This window comes from Sphingomonas populi (assembly GCF_004208535.1).
Taxonomy (GTDB): domain Bacteria; phylum Pseudomonadota; class Alphaproteobacteria; order Sphingomonadales; family Sphingomonadaceae; genus Sphingomonas; species Sphingomonas populi.
In genome coordinates this window covers 159,923-177,976 of sequence record NZ_SGIS01000006.1, presented here as the reverse complement: position 1 = coordinate 177,976, position 18,054 = coordinate 159,923, and the positions used below count along the sequence as shown (strand labels likewise).

Below are 18,054 nucleotides of genomic sequence, written 5' to 3'. Positions count from 1 at the left end.
ACGGGTGGCAACCCGATACGACAAGCTGCTCGCCAACTTCATGGGCTTCGTCAAACTCGCAGCCATCGCTATATGGCTGAGATAGTTAAATCGTCACCACGCCCTAGCGATGTGGCGTGATAAGCCAGAGGATGAAGCGACCAAGGCTGCGATGGCGCGAGCCCTTGCGATCGTTATCCTTCCGGCAGGGATCGTCATATTCGGTTTGATCTATTTTCTCATGCCGCCGCTACCGCCAGTTTCTGTAGTGGAAGGCTGTTATCAATTGCCCGGTGGTCCACTCGTTCGCGTTACCGCTTCCCGCATGATGGTTGACGCCCCCGGCCAGAAACCTCGCGCTATAACCATCGAGTACGGGAAGCCGGAATATCAAATTTTAGCTGAGACCGGCTTTTCGTTTCAATCAAGCATGAGCGGACGCTACGCCGTCGTGAACGACTATCCTCGTGGCGAGATCATTGGTGTGTACTATCGGCGCGGCAGAAACGCCGCGCTCGACATGATAGTAGATAATGCCGCGCGGGAAATACCTCGCATCAATTGTCCTGCCTGAAGACGCAGCCTATTGCGCCAAGCTCTTCGACGCCTGCTCGAACATGTCCTTGGACAATCCCGGCGTCGCGAGGATACGCTCCAGCTCCGCCCGCATCAGCGCCGCGCGCGCCGCATCGTAGCGCCGCCACCGGCCGAGTGGCGGGAGCAGCTTGGCGGCGGTCTGCGGGTTGAGCTTGTCCAGCGCGATCAACTGATCGGCCACGAAGCGATAGCCGGCGCCATCGGCTGCGTTGAACGCGCGCTGGTTGACGCTGAACGCCCCCACCAGCGAGCGCGCGCGGTTGGGGTTGGCGAGCGTGAAGTCGCGGTGCCGCGCCAGGTCCTCGACCGCCGCGAGCGTATCGTCGCGCTGTGCGAGCGCCTGCGCCTGGAACCATTTGTCGAGCACCAGCGCATTGTCGGAGTAGCGGTTGTAGAAGATGTCGAGCGCCGCCACCCGCTCGGCCGCATCGCTGCTGGCCAAGGTGGTGAGCGCGCCCTGCCGGTCGGTCATGTTGTCGGCCGCCTCGAACTGCGCGAAGGCGAGCGCGCCCGCATCCGCCGCGCCGCTCGCGGCGATATAGCCGAGCGCGACGGTCTTCATCCGGCGCAGCCCCTTGGCGTCGGGCGAATAGACATAGCCGCCGGTCGCCGCCGCCTGCGCGTAGGCGGCGCGCCATTTCGGCTCCAGCGCGCGGCCGATCTCGCGGCGCAGCGCCTCGCGCGCACGAAAGATCGCGTCGGGATCGACCACCGCCATCTGGTCGCCGACGAAGCTTTCCGATGGAAGCAACACCGCCTCGGCGATGAAGGCGGGGTCGAGCGCGCTATTATCCAGCGTGGTCTCGATCGCGGCGATCACCGCAGCCTGATCCGCGTGCATGCCGCTTGCGGCCGCGACGAGCGTGTCGAGCATGAGTTGCTGCATCGCCTCGTAGCGCGCGAAGGGATCGTCGTCATGCGCCGACAGGAAGGCGAGATCGGCGGCGCTGCGATCGGTCTCGATCACCACCGGCGCGGAGAAGCCGCGGTTGATCGACAGCACCGGCCGCTCGGTGACGGTCTCGAAGGCGATCTCGGCGACGTCGTCCTCCAGCAGCACCAGCCGTTCGTCGCTGAGCGCCCGCCCGGTGTCGGCGCCGAACAGCTTGAGCCGCAGCGGCAGCACCATCGGCGCTTTGACTGGCTGGCCTGGCGTCGGCGGAACCGTCTGCGACAGCGTCAGCACTGCGCGACCGCCGGCGGTCTCGTGCGAAAGCTGCGCCTTGACGCGCGGCGTGCCGGCCTGGCTGTACCAGCGGCGGAACTGCGTCAGGTCGATGCCGCTCGCTTCCTCCAGCGAGGCGACGAAATCCTCGCAGGTCGCCGCTGTTCCGTCGAACCGTTCGAAATACAGATCGGTGCCCGCGCGGAACGCCTGCGCGCCAAGCATCGTCGCGAGCATGCGGATTACCTCCGCGCCTTTGTTGTAGATCGTCGCGGTGTAGAAGTTCGAGATTTCCTGATATTCGTCAGGCCGGATCGGGTGCGCGAGCGGGCCGGCATCCTCGGGGAATTGCGCGGCGCGAAGCCCGCGCACATCCTCGATCCGCTTGACCGCCGCCGATCCCTGATCGGCTGAAAAGCCCTGATCGCGATAGACGGTGAAGCCTTCCTTCAACGAAAGCTGGAACCAGTCGCGGCACGTTACGCGGTTGCCCGACCAGTTGTGGAAATATTCGTGCGCGACCACGGCGGCGATCGCGTCGAAATCGTAATCGGTCGCGGTGTCGGGGTCGGCGAGGATGTAGCGGCTGTTGAAGACGTTGAGGCCCTTGTTCTCCATCGCGCCGAAATTGAAATCATCGACCGCGACGATGTTGAACACGTCGAGATCATATTCGCGGCCATAGACGCGCTCGTCCCACGCCATCGACGTCTTGAGCGCTTCGAGCGCGTGATGGGTCTTGGCCAGATCGGCGGCGCGTACCCAGATGCCGAGCTGCACTGTGCGGCCCGATTGCGTGACGAAGCTGCCCGAATTACAGGCGAGATCGCCCGCCACCAGCGCGAACAGATAGCACGGCTTGGGGAACGGATCGTTCCACTCGGCCCAGTGCCGCCCGTCGTCGAGATCGCCCTGCGCGACCGGATCGCCATTGGCGAGCAGCACCGGATAGCGCGCCTTGTCGGCGGTCATCCGCACGCTGTAGCGGCTCAGTACGTCGGGGCGGTCGGGGAAATAGGTGATGCGGCGGAAGCCCTCCGCCTCGCACTGCGTACACAGGATGCCGCCCGAGGCGTAGAGGCCCATCAACTGGGTGTTGCGATCTGGCGCGATCTCGACCTCGGTCTCGACGACATGCGCGCCGCCGGCGAGCGGCAGCACCAATGCGTCGTTCTCGATGGTCCAGTCGTTGACCGCGAGGCCGTCGACCTTCACCGACAGCAAGGTCTGCCCGGCGCCGTCGAGCCGCAGCGGGCCGTGGCCCGCGTTCCGTTCGACCGACAGCGTCGCGCGCACCCGCGTCGCTTCCGGCGCGAGATCGAAATCGAGCGCGATGTCGGGCACGCGCCATTCGGGCGGCGTGTAATCGGCGCGGCGGGTGACGTGCGGCTGGGCGGTGGCGGTCTGGATATCGAGCATGCTGAGGATGTAAGCGGGCGACCTGCGCCGTGCCACACAAATCGCCGGCTTTGCTTGGGGTCTGCCGGCGTGATACCGCGCATCGCATGGGTACAGGCGTGGGTAGATTGATGGCGGCGGTAGCGCTGGCGCTCGGGGCGCCGGGCGCGGTCCGGGCTGCCGACACGGCGCAGGCCGCCGCGCCGTCTCCGGTCCAGCTTCCCGATGATCAGGCGGCGATGAAGGCGCATGTGATGTTCCTCGCCTCGGACGCGTTGCGCGGGCGCGAGGCCGGAACCCCCGAATATCGCATCGCCGCCGAATATGTCGCCGCGCGCTTCTTCGCCGCCGGATTGCGACCGGCGGGGGACAAGGGCGGGTATCTCCAGAGCGTGCCGTTGCTGCGCTACCAACCGGCCGATCATGGTGATCTGGTGTTGACCGCAAAGGGCGGCGCGCCGACGCCGCTGGTGTTCGGCAAGGATTTCGTGCCTGGCGCGGTGCCTGGCAAGCCGGTGTTCGCGCTCGATGCGCCGGTGGTGTTCGTTGGCCAGGGCATCGTCGCGCCCAAGTACAAGCGCGACGATTATGCCGGGGTCGACGTGCGCGGCAAGGTCGTCGCCTTCCTCGCCGAGACGCCCGCGAACATGCAGAACGAGGAGCGCGCGCACTTCGCCAGCCCCGCCAGCCGCACCGCGATCGCCGCCGATCATGGCGCGGTGGCGGCGATCATGATCGAACCCGGTAGCGTCAGCGAGGCGCGGTGGGACCGGTCGCGCATGACCTGGGCCTATCCCGACGGCACCGGGCAGGTCGCCGGCGTGCCGCTGATCGCCACCGTCAGCGGTGCTGGCGCGGCCAAGCTGTTCGCACGGGCGCGGACCCCGTGGGAGAAGATCGCGCCGCGCGCGGACGATCCGACCGCGCTGTTCAAGGCCGAGCAACTGCCCTCGATCCTGACCGCCGCGCTCAAGACTCTGTCCGAACCGCTCGAAAGCTACAATGTCGCCGGGTTGCTGCCCGGCACCGATCCGGCGCTGTCGCGTGAAGTTGTGGTGCTGTCGGCGCATCTCGACCATCTCGGCATCGGGCTGCCGGTCAACGGCGATGCGATCTACAACGGCGCGCAGGACAATGCCGTCGGCATCGCCGCGCTGATCGAGGCGGCAAAGCGCTTCCGCACCAGCGACATGCCGACGCGCCGCTCGATCCTGTTCCTCGCCGTCACCGCCGAGGAGGAGGGGATGGTCGGCTCCGATTATTTTGCGCGCCACCCATCGGTGCCCGTGTCGCGGATTGTCGCCGACGTGAATTTCGACATGCCGATCCTGTCCTATCCGTTTCAGGACATGACCGTGTTCGGCGCGGATCGCTCGACGCTCGGGCCGATCGTCGCGCGGGCGGTGGCGGCGCTCGGCGTCACCATGTCACCCGATCCCGATCCGGGCGAGGGGTTCTTCGTGCGATCGGACCATTACCGTTTCGTTCAACAGGGCATTCCCTCGGTGTTCCTGTGGCCGGGGCAGGCCGGGCCGGGCAAGGCGGCGTTCGAAGATTTCATGAAGCACCGCTACCACCAGCCGTCGGATGACCTTTCGCAGCCGATAGACTGGGCGCAGGGGCTGCGCTTCGTCGCCGCCAATTATGCGATCACCCGCGCGATTGCCGATGCCCCCGAACGGCCGCGCTGGACCAAGGGCGATTTCTTCGGCCTGCTCTACGGCGGGCCGGGCGCGAAATAGCATGCGGCTGTTCGTCTTCGGGCTTGGCTACACCGGGCAGGCGCTGGCGACGCGGCTGCGCGGCGAGGGGTGGCATGTCGCGGGGAGCGGGCGCGGTGGTACGGTCGATTTCGACGATGCCGAGGCGGTGCGGCGCGAACTGGCGACGGCGACGCATATCCTGTCGTCGGTTCCCCCGGTTGACGAGCGCGATCCGGTGCTGGCGTACTATGGCAATGCGCTGCGGGACGGCGACGCGTGGCTCGGCTACCTTTCCTCCACCGGCGTGTACGGCGACGCCGCCGGTGCGTGGGTCGATGAAACCGCGCCGACCGGCACCGGGCGTCGCACCGCCCGCGCCGCCGCCGATGCGGCGTGGCTGGCGCTCGGCGCGCGGGTGTTCCGCTTGCCCGGCATCTACGGCCCCGGTCGCTCGTCGCTCGATCGCGTCGCCGCCGGCACCGCGCACCGCACCGGCCTCACGGGCCAAGTTTTCAGTCGCGTGCATGTCGAGGACATCGTCACCGGCGTGATCGCCGGCTTTGGTGCGGCGGCGGGCGCGTACAACCTCGCCGATGATCTTCCCGCCAGTCATGACGATGTCGTCGCTTTCGCGGCACGCCTACTCGGCCTGCCGCTGCCGCCATTGGTCGCGCTCGACGGACTGTCGTCGATGGCGCGCGGCTTCTATGCCGAGAATCGGCGGATCGCGACGACCAAGGCCAAGCGGCTGCTCGGCTGGCGCCCGCGCTACCCCGATTACCGCGCCGGCTTGCGCTCGGTCAGCGCGATGAGCAGCCCGACGATCACCAGCGCACCGCCCGCCATCGACAGTTCAGACCAGCGATAGCCTTCGAACAGCGTCGAAAGCGTCATCGCGATCACCGGCACCAGCACGCTTGAATACGCGGCCTTGGCCGGGCCGATCGCGCGGATCACGCCGTAATAGAGCGGGAAGGCCAGCGCGGAGGCGACCATGCCGAGGTAGAGCGTTGCCGCCAGATAGGCCGGCGTCGGGGTAATCACCGGCGGGCCATAGGTGGCCCAGGCGAACGCGCCGTTGATGATCGCACCGAGCAGCATCGACGCCGCGACCATCGGCAGCATCGGATAGCGCTTGGCCGATTGCGTGCCCTGCATGACATTGCCGACCGAAGCGGCGAGCGTGCCGGCCAGCGTCAGTGCGATTCCGGTCAGCGCCTGCATCGGTCCATGCGGATCGACTCGCGCTTCGTGGAGGAACAGCAAGGCGATCCCGCCGATCGCCACCGCCGAGCCGAGCAGCAATTGCCGCCCGAGCCGCTGGCCGAGCAGGAGTCTCCCGAACAGCGCATTCGGCAACAGCAGCAACGCGAACACCACCGCGACCAGCCCCGAGGTGACATACTGTTCGGCGCGGTAGATGAAGTTGAAATTGAGGCAGAACTGGAACAGCCCCAGCATCGCGGCAAAGCCCCAGCCGCGCGCATCGAGCGCGATCCGCTCGCCGCGGATGCGCGTATAGGCCAGCATCGTCAGCGCGGCGATGGTGAAGCGGTAGCAGACCGACCAGCCCGGCGGCACCACGCCCAATTGGCCGCGAATGACCAGCCAGGTCGACCCCCAGATCATCGTGACGATCGCGAACGGGATCAGCACGGACAGGCGGGTAGCCGGAGGCGGGGCGGGTGTCATAAGCCAGCAGTATCGCGGTAGCCGGTGCCGGCAAGCGCGATCTGCTTATCGCGTCACAAGCGGGACTTATGGAAGCGCGGCGATCGCCTCGGCGAGCGGACGCACCTGTTCGATGGTGTGGTTCCACGATGTCACCAGCCGGATCTCGCCCGGCGCCCAATCGTAGAAGTCGAAGCCGAGCGCGCGCAGCCCGGCCGCTTCTTCGGGCGTGACGCGCAGGAACACCTCGTTCGCCTCGACCGGATAGACCAGCCGTGCCCCGCCTGCCTCAGCGAGCGCACGCGCGGCGGCGTTGGCGGCGGCGCCGTTGGTGATCCACAGATTGTCCTCCAGCAGTGCGACGATCTGCGCGGCGAGATAGCGCCCCTTCGACAGCAGCAGGCCGGCGCGCTTGCGGCGGCGCAGCGTGTCGGCGGCGAGGTCAGGCTTGAAGAAGATCAGCGCCTCGGCCGTCATCCCGCCGTTCTTGATGAAGCCGAAGCTGAGCGCGTCGACCCCGGCGCGCCACGTCAGGTCGGCGGGCGCGCAGCCGAGATGCGCGACCGCATTGGCGAAGCGCGCGCCGTCCATGTGGAGCGCAAGCCCGCGTTCGCGCGCGAGTGCGCCGATCGCGGCGACTTCGGCGGGCATGTAAACCATCCCGTACTCGGTCGCGTTGGTGATCGAGATGGCGTGCGGCTGGACGCGGTGGACGTCGTTGGCGATGATGTCGATCACCGCGCGGATGCTGTCGGGGGTCAGCTTGGCGCCGTCGCCCTCGCCGATCATCAGCTTGGCGCCGTGGGTGTAGAATTCGGGGGCGCCGCATTCGTCGTTCTGGATATGCGCGTCGCGGTGGCACACCACGCCGCCGAACGGCGGGCACAGCGCCGCCAGCGCGAGGCAATTGGCGGCGGTGCCCGAGGGCACCCAAAGCGCGCGCACCTCGGTCTCGAACAGCGCCGAGAAGCGCGCATCGAGGCTGCGGCTCAGCGCATCGCCGTCATAGGCGGTGTCGAGCGTGTTGTGCGCGGCCATCGCGGCGAACACGGCGGGATGGACCGGGGCGGCATTGTCGGAAAAGAAGCGCATGATCGTGCCTTGCGGTGGATCGTCGGCAAGCGTCAACCCGCGTTACTGGTCATCCCGATAAGGCTCGTCGTCGCGCGGTTCGTCGGGTCGCGGCGGGCGGCCGCGATCGTCGCGGTTCTCGCCGCCAAGCGAAATGCTCCCGTCGCGCCCGACATGCAGGTGCAGCCCCATCCCTTCGATATCACCGCCGACCGGCAGCACCGTATTGTCGCTGTCATCGAGCGCATCGGGATCGACCGTCGCCGGGATCGCCTCGGGCGGGATCGCTGCACTTACGCCGAGCGCCTGTGTCATGAACTCGCGCCACACCCGCGCCGGTACGCCGCCGCCCGACAGGCCGGGATTGGGCGTGTTGTCGTCATTGCCGACCCACACGCCGACGACGAGATCGTCGGCGAAGCCCATGAACAGGGCGTCGCGATTGTCCTGCGTGGTGCCGGTCTTGCCAAAGGTCTTGATCGACAGCGCCGCGCGCCGCCCGGTGCCGGTCTCGGCCGAGGCGGAGAGCAGGTCGAGCATCTCGTCGCGCTCGGTACGGGTCAGCGCATGGGTGCCGCCGGTCAGCCCGTCATACCAGTGATGCTCCTCGGGTTCGGCTTCCAGCCCGCGCGGGCGCACCGGATAATTCTCGGCGGCGATGCCGGCATAAGCGGCGGTGAGTTCGAGCAGCGACACGGTCGAGGTGCCGAGCGCGATCGTCGCCTCATTGGGGATCGGCGTCGAGATGCCGAGGTCACGCGCCGCCTTGATGACCTGCGCGACGCCGACCTTCTGGATCAGCCGCGCCGCCGCCACGTTGCTCGATTTGGCGAAGGCGTGGCGCAGCGTGATCTGCCCCTCGTAGCGGCCATCGCTGTTCTTCGGGCTCCAGTCGCCGATCGTGACGGGTTCGTCGGCGATCATCGAATCGGGTGTAAGGCCTGCGCGCATCGCCGCGAGGTAGACGAACAGCTTGAAGGCGGAGCCGGGCTGGCGCCGCGCTTGGGTCGCGCGGTTGAACGGGCTGGCGGCGTAATTCTTGCCGCCCACCATCGCGACGACGCGACCGTCCGGTCGCATCGCTACCAGCGCGACCTGCGCGGTCTTGAGGCCGGCATGCGCGACCGCACGCTCGGCCATGCGTTGCAGCCGGCGATCGAGCGTGGTGCGGACCGTTGTCTCGGTAACGATCTCGCCGGCGCGGTCGCGCGCGTCGGGCAGCACCCAGTCGGCGAAATAGGTGCCGTCGGGCAGCGGTTTGATCCGGCTGGCGGAAAGCCGCGCCGGGCCGACATCGGCGGCGGTGGCTTTGTCGATCAGCCCGGCGTCGGCCATCGCGCGGACGACGAGCTTCTGCCGGTCGCGCGCGCCCTTGAGGTTGCCGGTCGGCGCCAGCCGCGACGGCGCCTTGACCAGCCCGGCCATCATCGCGGCCTGGCCGATCGACAGATCCTCGGGATCGCGGTTGAAATAATGCTTCGCCGCAGCGCGCAGGCCATAGACGTTGTCGCCGAAATAGACGTTCGACAAATACCGCGACAGAATCTGGTCCTTGCTCAGCCATGCTTCTAGCCAGAACGCGATCATCACCTCACGGATTTTCCGCGCGGCGGTGCGATCCGAATCGAGGAAGGCGTTCTTGGCGAGCTGCTGCGTGATCGTGCTGCCGCCCTCGCGTAAGCCGCCGCGCCCGATATTGTGGAACATCGCGCGCAGGATACCGCGCGGATCGATCCCCCAATGCGTGCGGAAGCGCCGATCCTCGATCGCGATAAAGGCGTTGGTTACGTTTTTCGGCAGCTTCGCCGCATCGACCGGCGCGCCGATGATCGCACCGCGCCGCGCGATCGGCGTGCCATCCTCGGCGAGCAATGTGACGCTCGGCGGCAACGGCGGCTGAAGCGATTTGGACAGCGGCGCGGTGATGGCGAGCCAGCCGACCAGCAGCACGAACACGATCACCAGCGCGCCCAGCCCGCGCATGATCCAACGGCCCCAGGCGATGCGGCGGCGCGGTGCCGCAGCGTCGTCATCGTCGTCGAAGTCGTCATCCTGCTCAGGCTCGGGCGCGCGGCGGCCATACGGGTCGCGACCGTCGCGCGGCGGCGGCATGCCGCCGGTCAGCTCGAACGGCGGGTCGCCGTCGTTCGCCGAACCAAAGGGAAAATGCCGCATACTCACTCCGCCGGCCCGCCGATAAGACCGGAGTGTGTATTACAAGAATATAACACGTCTAGCAAGATCGCGGCGGGTCGGTGCATCGCCCGTTCCTACCACCGCGCAGCGCGCGGCGCGAGCCGGGTCAGCGCGTCGGCACCGGCTCGGGGCCGGTATAGTCGTAGAAGCCGCGCTTGGTCTTGCGGCCGAACCAGCCGGCTTCGACATATTTCACGAGGAGCGGCGCCGGGCGGAACTTGGGGTCGCCGGTGCTGGTGTGGAGCACGCGGCAGATCTCCAGGCAGGTGTCGAGCCCGATGAAATCGGCGAGCGTCAGTGGCCCCATCGGGTGATTGAGGCCGAGCTGGCAGCCGAGATCGATGTCGCGCACGGTCGCCACGCCCTCGCCGAGCGCGAAGCACGCTTCGTTGAGCATCGGCATCAGCACGCGGTTGACGATGAAGCCCGGCGCGTCGTTGGCGCGAACCACCTGCTTGCCGAGCGACTGCGCATACGCCTCGACGGTCTCCACGGTCGCGTCCGAGGTGGCGAGGCCGCGGATCAGCTCGATCAGCCCCATCACCGGCACCGGATTGAAGAAATGCACGCCGACGAAGCGCGCCGGATCGGGCGAGGCCTGCGCCAGCCGCGTGATCGGGATCGACGAGGTGTTCGAGGCGAGGATCGCTTGCGGGCCGAGCACCTTGCCGACATCGGCGAAGATCGCACGCTTGATCTCCTCGCGCTCGGTCGCCGCTTCGATCACCAGCGCGCAATCGCCCATCGCGGCGACGCCTTCGACGGGTTCGATCAGCGCGAGGGCGGCATCGCGCGCGTCACCCGTGATCTTCTCCTTGGTGACGAGCCGGTCGAGCGCCTTGGCGATGCCCGCTTTGCCGGCCTCGGCGCGCTCGCGCGAGACGTCGCTCAGCAACACGCGGTAACCGGCCTGCGCCGAAACCTGCGCGATCCCCGCACCCATCTGGCCTGCGCCGATCACACCCACTGCTTGCATCGTCCGGCCCTTTGCCTAAGAAATCCTCGCGCACGCTTTAGCGGCATTTCGCCGACCTGCCAGCCGCTATGAAGGGGCCTGTACCGATGTCTGCTCTCGCGCTCCTATTAACGGCGGCGCTTCCCGTGGCGGCGGCGCCGGTCAAGCCCGGTCCGTTCACGACTTTCGGCGACTGGGCGGTGGCGTGCGACAACGCCAACCGCTGCACGCTGACCACGCTCGATCCCGAAGGCGCGGCGCCGAGCGAAGTGTTCACGGTGATGCGCGAGGCGGGGTCGCCGGGCCGCTGGAAATTGTGGCTGACCGCGCGCACCGACGAAGATCCGTTCGCGATCGAGATCGGCGGCGAGCAGGTCGGCGGCGCGTTCCGCGCCACGCCGGACGGGGCGACGATCGAGGGATCGACCGCGCGCGCCGTCGCTGCGGCGCTGCCCGGTGCGCGGCGCATCGCGGTGATCGACGGCACGGGGCGCGAGCTGGCGCGGATTTCGTCCGACGGGCTCGACGATGCGTTGCGGTATATGGACACTGTGCAGGGCCGCGCGGGCACCGTAACGGCGGCGATCGCGCGCGGGCGCAAGCCGGAGAGCGCGGTGCCGGCCGCGCCGGTGCTGCCGATCGTGCCCGTGGTGCGGCCGGTCGGGCATCCGCCGGTGTTGACGCAGGCGCGGATCAAGGCGTTACGGCGGCGCGCCAAATGTCCCGTCGCGCGCGGCACCGTCAAGGCGCAGGTCCATTCGCTCGACCATCTGCGCAACGTCGTGCTGGTGCCGTGCCGGACGACGGGCGACAACCCGACCGAGGCGGTGTTCCTGCTCGACAAGGGCGTCGCCAAGCCGGCGCGGCTCGATGCGACGCCGGGGCTTGGCGGGTGGACGCGGGTGCCGCGTGTCACCAACGGGAGCTACGCCAATGGCTCGCTCTACAGCTACGCCCGCAAGGCGCGGGACGGGGATTGCGGCGTCTCGCAGCACTTCCTTTGGGACGGCACATTGTTCCGGCTAATCGAGCAGGCGCAGATGGATGTGTGCCGCGGCAATACGACCTTCCTCAACACCTGGCGGGTGCGGTTGCGGATTAAGTAGCGATTACGGCGCGAGGCGGCTCGGCTGGGCTTCGGCGAGGATCACGGCGAACAGGTCGTCGGGATCGGTCCATTCGGCGATCGGCGTCCAGCCGCCGGCGTGGAGCAGGACGCGGGCGTCGCGGGGGCCGTATTTGTGGCTGTTCTCGGTGTGGATCGTCTCGCCGGCGGCCATCGTGAAATCGTGGCCGTCGATCGTAAAGGCGCAATCGGCCTGTGCTTCGAGGTGCATTTCGATGCGGGCGCGGTCGTCGTTCCAGCGCGCAACGTGGCTAAAGTTGTCCACAGGAAGCGCGGCGGCGAGTTCGCGGTTGATGCGATCCAACAGGTTGCGGTTGAAGGCGGCGGTGACGCCGGCGGCGTCGTCATAGGCCGCGACGAGCACCTCCGGGGCCTTGATTCGGTCCATGCCGATCAGCAGCATCGCGCCTTCGCCTAACGATTCCTTCATCGTGCGGAGGAGATCGACCGATTCGTGCGGCACCATGTTGCCGATCGTCGAGCCGGGGAAGAAGCCGAGTTTGGGTGCATCGGCGATCTGCGCGGGCAGGGCGATCGGGCGGAGGAAATCGCCCTCGAGCGGCAGCACGGTGAGGCCGGGAAACGCGTCGGCGATGACGGCGGAGGATTCGCGCAGGAAATCGCCCGAGATGTCGATCGGCACATAGGCGGAGGGATCGAGCGCGCGCAGCACGATCGGCGTTTTCATCGATGAGCCTGAGCCGAACTCGACCAGCGCGCGGCCCGGCCCGGCGAGCTTGGCCACCTCTGGGGCGATGCGGCGCAGGATCGCGGTTTCGGTGCGGGTCGGATAATATTCGGGGAGATCGGTGATCGCCTCGAACAGTTCCGAGCCGCGCCGATCATAGAACCAGCGCGCCGGAATCGCGCGCGGGCGCATTTCGAAGCCGCGCAGCACGTCGGCGCGGAACGCCGGGTCGGCAAGGCTCGCTTGGCCGTCTTCGATTTCGGGCTTCAGCATCAGAGATCCTTCGCCAGACGGACGCCGGTGAACTGCCAGCGCTGGTGGGGATAGAAGAAGTTGCGGTAGCTCGCGCGGGCGTGGCCGCGCGGGGTGGCGCAGGAGCCGCCGCGCAGCACGAACTGGCCGCTCATGAACTTGCCATTATATTCGCCAACCGCGCCCTCGACGGCACGGAAGCCGGGATAGGGGCGGAACGCGCTGCCGGTCCATTCCCAGACATCGCCGAAGAACGCCGGGCCGCCACTCGACGGGCGCGGCTCAACCGGGCCGGCGTGGTCGAGCTGGTTGCCGCCGTCGGCATTGTGCCGGGCGGCGGCGGCTTCCCATTCGAACTCGGTCGGCAGGCGCGCGCCGGCCCAGGTGGCGTAGGCGTCGGCTTCGTAGAGGCTGACATGGGTGACGGGCGCGGCAGGATCGATCGGGCGGCGCCCGTCGAGGCCGAAGCGCGTCCAGACGCCGTCATGCTGCTCCCAATAGAGCGGCGCGGCGATGCCCTCGGCCTTGACCCATGCCCAGCCGTCGGAGAGCCAGTGGCGCGGCTCGGCATAGCCGCCGTCGGCGATGAACGCGGCCCATTCGCCGTTGGTGACGGTGCGGTCGGCGATGGCGTGCGGGGTGAGCAGCGACTTGTGGCGCGGCCCCTCGCTATCGAAGGCGAAGTGCGGATCGTCATGGCCGATCTCGACCACGCCGCCGCCGTGTTCGATCCAGCCGACCGGCCCCGGCATCTCGACCGGAACCTTGCGCGCGCCCGGCCAGATCGCGGGTTCGAGCGGGTTTTCCGACATCAGGTGAAGAATGTCGGTGAGCAGCAATTCCTGATGCTGTTCCTCGTGATGGCAGCCAAGCCGCACCAGCTCGCGCGCTTCGTGCGGCAAATTGGGCAGCGCCGCGCCGATCTCGGCATCGACATGCGCGCGATACGCCAGCACCTCGTCGAGCGTCGGGCGCGTCACCATGCCGCGCCGCGCGCGGCTGTGGCGCTTGCCCTCGGCCTCGTAATAGCTGTTGAACAGGAACGGGAAGCGCTCGTCGAAGCGCTGATAGCCGCTCACGAAATCGCGCAGCACGAAGGTTTCGAAGAACCAGGTGGTGTGCGCGAGGTGCCATTTGGCGGGGGAGGCATCCTCCATCGACTGAACGGTGGCATCGGCATCCGACAGCGGCGCGACCAGCGCGACGCTCAAGCCCCGCACGGCATCGAACCGCGCGGACAGCGCCTCTGGGGACGGAGACAGGCCCAGCCGCGTTCTCATGATGTTCTCCATATCGGCGCGTCGTCCGGGCTGTCAACCGGCCTCACGCGACCGAGCGGCTACTGGCGGGAGCCGCCGGGCACCCACAAAACGTCGCCACCCGTCGTTTGGTTCACGAACCGGCTGGCGACGAACAGATAATCCGAAAGCCGGTTGAGATAGGCGAGCGCCGCCGGGTTGAGCGGAACGCTTTCCGCCGCCGCGATGGCGGTGCGCTCGGCCCGCCGCACGATCGCTCGGGCGAGGTGGAGCGCCGCGCCGGCAGCACTTCCGCCGGGCAGGATGAAGCTGGTGAGCGGGGCGAGCGTGTCGTTCATCGCGTCGATCTCGGCTTCGAGCCGCGCGACCTGTTCGGGCACGATGCGCAGCGCCATTTGCGACGGCGTGAAATCCTCGCCCGGCGTGGCGAGATCGGCGCCGAGATCGAACAGATCGTTCTGGATTCGGGTGAGCGCGCCCGCCGCCGGGGTGCCGAGCGCGATCACGGCGAGGCCGATCGCGCTGTTCGCCTCATCGACATCGCCGATCGCGGCCATGCGCGGATCGGCCTTGGACACGCGCGAGCCATCGACCAGCCCGGTGGTGCCGTCGTCGCCGGTGCGCGTGTAGATTTTGTTGAGCTTGACCAACGGCGGGTTCCGATCAGCTTCTTGCGCTGCCGATGAACAGGATCAGCACTATGATGAAGACTGCGATCGCCTGAAAGAACACGCGATATTGCATCATCTTGTTCGATTTGAGCGCCGATTCGCTCGGCCCGGTTTCGCCGCTGCGCGCATCGGCGCTGGCGTTGAGCAGGAAGGTGGCGAGGCCGCGGATGAGCACGACCACCACCGCGATCATCGCCGCGATCAGCAAGATGGAGAGGAAGGTCATCATGCGCGCCTAGATTCGAGTTCCGGGTACAATCGTTTCCCGATTCGTTCGTGTCGGGCGAAATCGAGACACCCTGCGCAACGCGTGGGGCCTGTCCCTCGACTTCGCTCGGGACGAACGGGGAAGGGTTCACCCGTTGCGTGAAGGGGTATCTAGGCGCTCGCGGCGGCGATGCCAATGGGGCGATCGGCGCGCATTTGGTCGGCCGCGCTTCGTCGGGCGTGAGTCGCCTGCGGCTCGCTGGCCTCCCCCCAACCGTTCGTGTCGAGCGCAGTCGAGACACTTCGCGAAGCGCTCGGGACGAACGGAGAGGGGGCGTTTCATAATGCTATGTCCGGGTGTTCGCGGCGGCGATGCGGGTGGGTGTGCTTGGCGCGCTTGGCGGTCGGGTGCGACACCCTTCGAACAACCGCTCCCCCTCCGTTCGTGTCGAGCGCAGTCGAGACACTTCGCGGCGCGCTTGGAGCACGTCCCTCGACTTCGCTCGGGATGAACGGGGAGGGGGAATCCGTTGCGTGGCGTCGTGTCTAGGCGCTCGCGGCGGCGCTGCCATCGGGGAGCCGCCCCGCGCGCACCGCGTCGGCGAGTGCGACGCCGTCGATGCCGCTGTCGCGCAAGGCCGCCAGCGTGGGCGCGCCGTCGCGCTTGGCGAGGCGCTTGCCGTTCGCATCGGTGAGCAAGGGATGGTGATGGTAGCGCGGTGTCGGCAGGCCGAGCAGTGCCTGGAGCAGCCGGTGGACGTGGGTGGCGGCGAACAGATCCTGCCCGCGCACGATATCGGTCACGCCTTGCCATGAATCGTCGATCGTCACGGCGAGGTGGTAGCTCGCCGGCGCATCCTTGCGGGCGAGCACGACATCGCCGTGGGCGAGCGGGTCGGCGGTGACGTCGCCGGCGCGGGCGTCGTGCCAGCGAAGCGGGCCGGTGCGCGCGACCGCCGTTGCCATGTCGATCCGCCAGCAATGCGGCTCGGCGAAGCGCGACGAGGCTTCCGCCGCCGACAGATGGCGACAGGTGCCGGGATAGAGGGGGCCATCCGGTCCGCCGTGCGGCGCGGAGAGGCTCGCGGCGATCTCGGCGCGGGTGCAGAAGCACGGATAGAGCAGCCCCATGCCGCGCAAGGTTTCGAGCGCCGCCGCATAAGCGTCGAGCCGGGTCGATTGGCGCAGCACCGGGCCATCCCATGTCAGCCCGAGCCATTCCAGATCCGCTTCGATGCCGGCGATGAATTCGGGCCGGCTGCGCGTGCCGTCGATATCCTCGATGCGCAGCAGGAAGCGCCCGCCGGCGGCGCGCGCATGGTCGTGCGCGCGGATCGCCGAGGCGGCGTGGCCGATGTGGAGCCGTCCGGTCGGGCTGGGGGCGAAGCGCGTTACGGTCACGAAGTTCACACCGGCTCTTGACCGCGAGTCGCGCGCTGTGCTGTCATCACCACGTCATCCTAGTGGGCGAATGCCGCGCAAGGAAGCGAGGGGAACGCGTAAGTGTACCATCCCGACTTGATCCGCCACCCGGATAGCTGCCCGGCGCTGGTGCTGAATGCGGATTATACCCCGCTCAGCTATTATCCGCTGAGCATCTGGCCGTGGCAGACCGCGATCAAGGCGGTGTTCCTCGATCGCGTGGATATCGTCGCCGAATATGAGCGCGAGGTGCGCAGCCCTACGGCACGGATCAAGCTGCCGTCCGTCATCGCGCTGAAACAATATGTGAAGCCGAGCGCGTTTCCGGCGTTCACGCGGTTCAACCTGTTCCTGCGCGACAAGTTCGAATGCCAATATTGCGGCTGCGGGCGCGACCTGACCTTCGACCATATCATCCCGCGCGCGCAGGGCGGGCGGACAACGTGGGAGAATGTCGCGACCGCGTGTGCGCCGTGTAATCTCAAGAAGGGCGGGCGGACGCCCAAGCAGGCGGCGATGCCACTCCACATCGAGGCGATCCGCCCGACGAGCTGGCAGTTGCAGGAACATGGCCGGCGCTTTCCGCCGAACTTCCTGCATGCTACCTGGCGGGACTGGCTGTATTGGGATGTCGAGCTGGAGGCTTGAGGCGGTAATGCTGGTTCCTCTGGTCCTGTTGATGCCAATCGCTATTGAAGCGCCCGCGAAGGCACCTGTCTGGAAGAACAGCGAGATCGCAATCTCGCACGCTCCGATGGCGGTGCTGAGCAAGACGAATGGCGGAACGATTTCCTTTCTTCTCCGCATTTCGAACGCGGGCAAGGTCGATGACTGCACGGTGACCGAAAGCAGCGGGGCGCAAACACTCGATGACGCGTCATGCCAGGTTCTGAAACGCTATGCCGTGTTCGAACCCGCCCGGGATGCGAGCGGCGGTACGATACCGGGCATGTTTCGCACTGCGACATCCTATCAGCGCGAGCCGCGCACGGGGTCCGGTACGATGATGGCTTTGACCGTCTTGCTGGCGCGTGTGCCGGACAGCTACCAAGGTCCGGCGCGCGCGGAGGTTCTGTTTGACGCGACAGGGCACGCGACCGATTGCTCGATCGTCAAATCGAGCGGCAATGTCGCAATTGATCGCGTCGCGTGTGACCAGATCCGTCAGCAGATTACGATATCGCCGCCGAAGACCGATTCCGAGCAACCTGCAACGGGCTTGCGCTGGGTGGAGACACGCTTCGCGGCGTCTCCTTCATGATATCGGCTGACGTTCGCGGGCGGCGATCCGCCTGATCTCAGAACGGTATCTTGAGCGTCACCTTTGCCTGCACCTCGCCAAGCCGGCCCTGATCGGCGTGCGGTGAGATCGTGCTGCCGCCGGGGAGTTTGAGGCGAAACTGGCGATCCTCGACGTACCGTTCGGGGAGCGGGCGCAGGCGGTAGCTCTCGTCGCGGCCCTGCCGGCCGCAGACGACGATATCGCCGTTCGCGTCGGTCGGGCAGGGCGCGGATCGGCCGGTCGCCAGTGGCGGCGGGTCGGCCGATCCGGGCGCGGCTTGCAGGAACATCGCCATCAGTCCGAGCATCGCTGGCCCTCGCATGGTGTTGCGCCGAGCATCGCCGCCGAACATGGCGGCAAGATGGTCGATTGGGGGAGGATTACGGCGCTTGACCGCTTGCTCGCCGCGATG

Annotated in this window: 17 protein-coding genes and 1 pseudogene; 7 read left to right on the top strand and 11 right to left on the bottom strand. The window is 67.5% G+C overall.

Annotation, left to right across the window (positions count from 1 at the left end; all coding sequences use genetic code 11):
• Both EWE75_RS06050 and EWE75_RS06045 read left to right on the top strand, forming a co-directional pair.
• A pseudogene (locus tag EWE75_RS06050) lies at positions 1-85 on the top strand (IS5/IS1182 family transposase); the annotation flags it as partial.
• Positions 86-109: 24 nt separating this feature from the next.
• The gene (locus tag EWE75_RS06045) at positions 110-553 is read left to right on the top strand and encodes a hypothetical protein (protein ID WP_130155757.1); all 444 of its coding nucleotides are present in this window, start codon (positions 110-112) and stop codon (positions 551-553) included.
• Between the two features lie 9 nt (positions 554-562).
• Here the strand turns inward: EWE75_RS06045 and pepN are convergent, their stop codons facing one another.
• On the bottom strand, positions 563-3,160 hold the full coding sequence (gene pepN, locus EWE75_RS06040; protein WP_130155774.1) for an aminopeptidase N: 2,598 nt from the start codon (positions 3,158-3,160) through the stop codon (positions 563-565).
• 110 nt (positions 3,161-3,270) lie between these two features.
• Here pepN and EWE75_RS06035 point away from each other — a divergent pair, with 110 nt between their 5' ends.
• Positions 3,271-4,881 (top strand): M28 family peptidase, encoded by a 1,611-nt coding sequence (locus tag EWE75_RS06035; protein WP_206364697.1) that lies wholly within the window; start codon positions 3,271-3,273, stop codon positions 4,879-4,881.
• A gap of 1 nt (position 4,882) precedes the next feature.
• Positions 4,883-5,710 carry a Rossmann-fold NAD(P)-binding domain-containing protein gene (locus EWE75_RS06030; RefSeq protein ID WP_130155755.1) on the top strand — a complete coding sequence of 276 codons (828 nt, stop codon included), beginning with the start codon at positions 4,883-4,885 and terminating at the stop codon, positions 5,708-5,710.
• Here the strand turns inward: EWE75_RS06030 and EWE75_RS06025 are convergent.
• The 4 genes from EWE75_RS06025 to EWE75_RS06010 all read right to left on the bottom strand — a co-directional run bounded on the left by EWE75_RS06025 (position 5,620) and on the right by EWE75_RS06010 (position 10,756).
• Positions 5,620-6,534: a DMT family transporter gene (locus tag EWE75_RS06025; RefSeq protein WP_130155754.1), complete on the bottom strand. Its 915-nt coding sequence runs from the start codon at positions 6,532-6,534 to the stop codon at positions 5,620-5,622. The two genes, EWE75_RS06030 and EWE75_RS06025, sit on opposite strands and share 91 nt — an antisense overlap.
• Positions 6,535-6,600: 66 nt before the next feature.
• Positions 6,601-7,605, bottom strand: a complete 1,005-nt coding sequence (locus tag EWE75_RS06020) for a threonine aldolase family protein (protein ID WP_130155753.1) — start codon at positions 7,603-7,605, stop codon at positions 6,601-6,603.
• Positions 7,606-7,647: 42 nt separating this feature from the next.
• Entirely contained in the window at positions 7,648-9,759 is a 2,112-nt protein-coding gene (locus EWE75_RS06015; protein ID WP_130155752.1) for a transglycosylase domain-containing protein, read from the bottom strand.
• Positions 9,760-9,886: 127 nt separating this feature from the next.
• On the bottom strand, positions 9,887-10,756 hold the full coding sequence (locus EWE75_RS06010) for a 3-hydroxybutyryl-CoA dehydrogenase (protein ID WP_130155751.1): 870 nt from the start codon (positions 10,754-10,756) through the stop codon (positions 9,887-9,889).
• 86 nt (positions 10,757-10,842) lie between these two features.
• On the opposite strand from EWE75_RS06010, the gene EWE75_RS06005 reads away from it, so the two are divergent.
• Positions 10,843-11,841 carry a DUF1176 domain-containing protein gene (locus EWE75_RS06005; protein WP_165388276.1) on the top strand — a complete coding sequence of 333 codons (999 nt, stop codon included), beginning with the start codon at positions 10,843-10,845 and terminating at the stop codon, positions 11,839-11,841.
• Between the two features lie 3 nt (positions 11,842-11,844).
• Here the strand turns inward: EWE75_RS06005 and egtD are convergent, their stop codons facing one another.
• The 5 genes from egtD to gluQRS all read right to left on the bottom strand — a co-directional run bounded on the left by egtD (position 11,845) and on the right by gluQRS (position 16,348).
• The gene (gene egtD, locus EWE75_RS06000) at positions 11,845-12,822 is read right to left on the bottom strand and encodes an L-histidine N(alpha)-methyltransferase (RefSeq protein WP_130155749.1); all 978 of its coding nucleotides are present in this window, start codon (positions 12,820-12,822) and stop codon (positions 11,845-11,847) included.
• Positions 12,822-14,081, bottom strand: coding sequence for an ergothioneine biosynthesis protein EgtB (gene egtB, locus EWE75_RS05995; RefSeq protein WP_130155748.1), 1,260 nt, complete (start codon positions 14,079-14,081; stop codon positions 12,822-12,824). Before egtB ends, egtD begins: the two co-directional genes overlap by 1 nt.
• Positions 14,082-14,140: 59 nt before the next feature.
• Positions 14,141-14,710 (bottom strand): cob(I)yrinic acid a,c-diamide adenosyltransferase, encoded by a 570-nt coding sequence (locus EWE75_RS05990; RefSeq protein WP_130155747.1) that lies wholly within the window; start codon positions 14,708-14,710, stop codon positions 14,141-14,143.
• A gap of 13 nt (positions 14,711-14,723) precedes the next feature.
• Entirely contained in the window at positions 14,724-14,957 is a 234-nt protein-coding gene (locus tag EWE75_RS05985) for a twin transmembrane helix small protein (RefSeq protein WP_345789370.1), read from the bottom strand.
• A gap of 527 nt (positions 14,958-15,484) precedes the next feature.
• Positions 15,485-16,348 carry a tRNA glutamyl-Q(34) synthetase GluQRS gene (gene gluQRS, locus EWE75_RS05980; RefSeq protein ID WP_130155745.1) on the bottom strand — a complete coding sequence of 288 codons (864 nt, stop codon included), beginning with the start codon at positions 16,346-16,348 and terminating at the stop codon, positions 15,485-15,487.
• Positions 16,349-16,441: 93 nt separating this feature from the next.
• Between gluQRS and EWE75_RS05975 the strand changes: the two genes are divergently transcribed.
• Positions 16,442-17,008 (top strand): HNH endonuclease, encoded by a 567-nt coding sequence (locus tag EWE75_RS05975; RefSeq protein WP_130155744.1) that lies wholly within the window; start codon positions 16,442-16,444, stop codon positions 17,006-17,008.
• 7 nt (positions 17,009-17,015) lie between these two features.
• Positions 17,016-17,621, top strand: coding sequence for a TonB family protein (locus EWE75_RS05970; RefSeq protein ID WP_165388275.1), 606 nt, complete (start codon positions 17,016-17,018; stop codon positions 17,619-17,621).
• A gap of 37 nt (positions 17,622-17,658) precedes the next feature.
• On the opposite strand, the gene EWE75_RS05965 is transcribed toward EWE75_RS05970, so the two are convergent.
• Positions 17,659-17,949 carry a hypothetical protein gene (locus tag EWE75_RS05965; RefSeq protein ID WP_165388274.1) on the bottom strand — a complete coding sequence of 97 codons (291 nt, stop codon included), beginning with the start codon at positions 17,947-17,949 and terminating at the stop codon, positions 17,659-17,661.
• Positions 17,950-18,054: the final 105 nt, after the last annotated feature.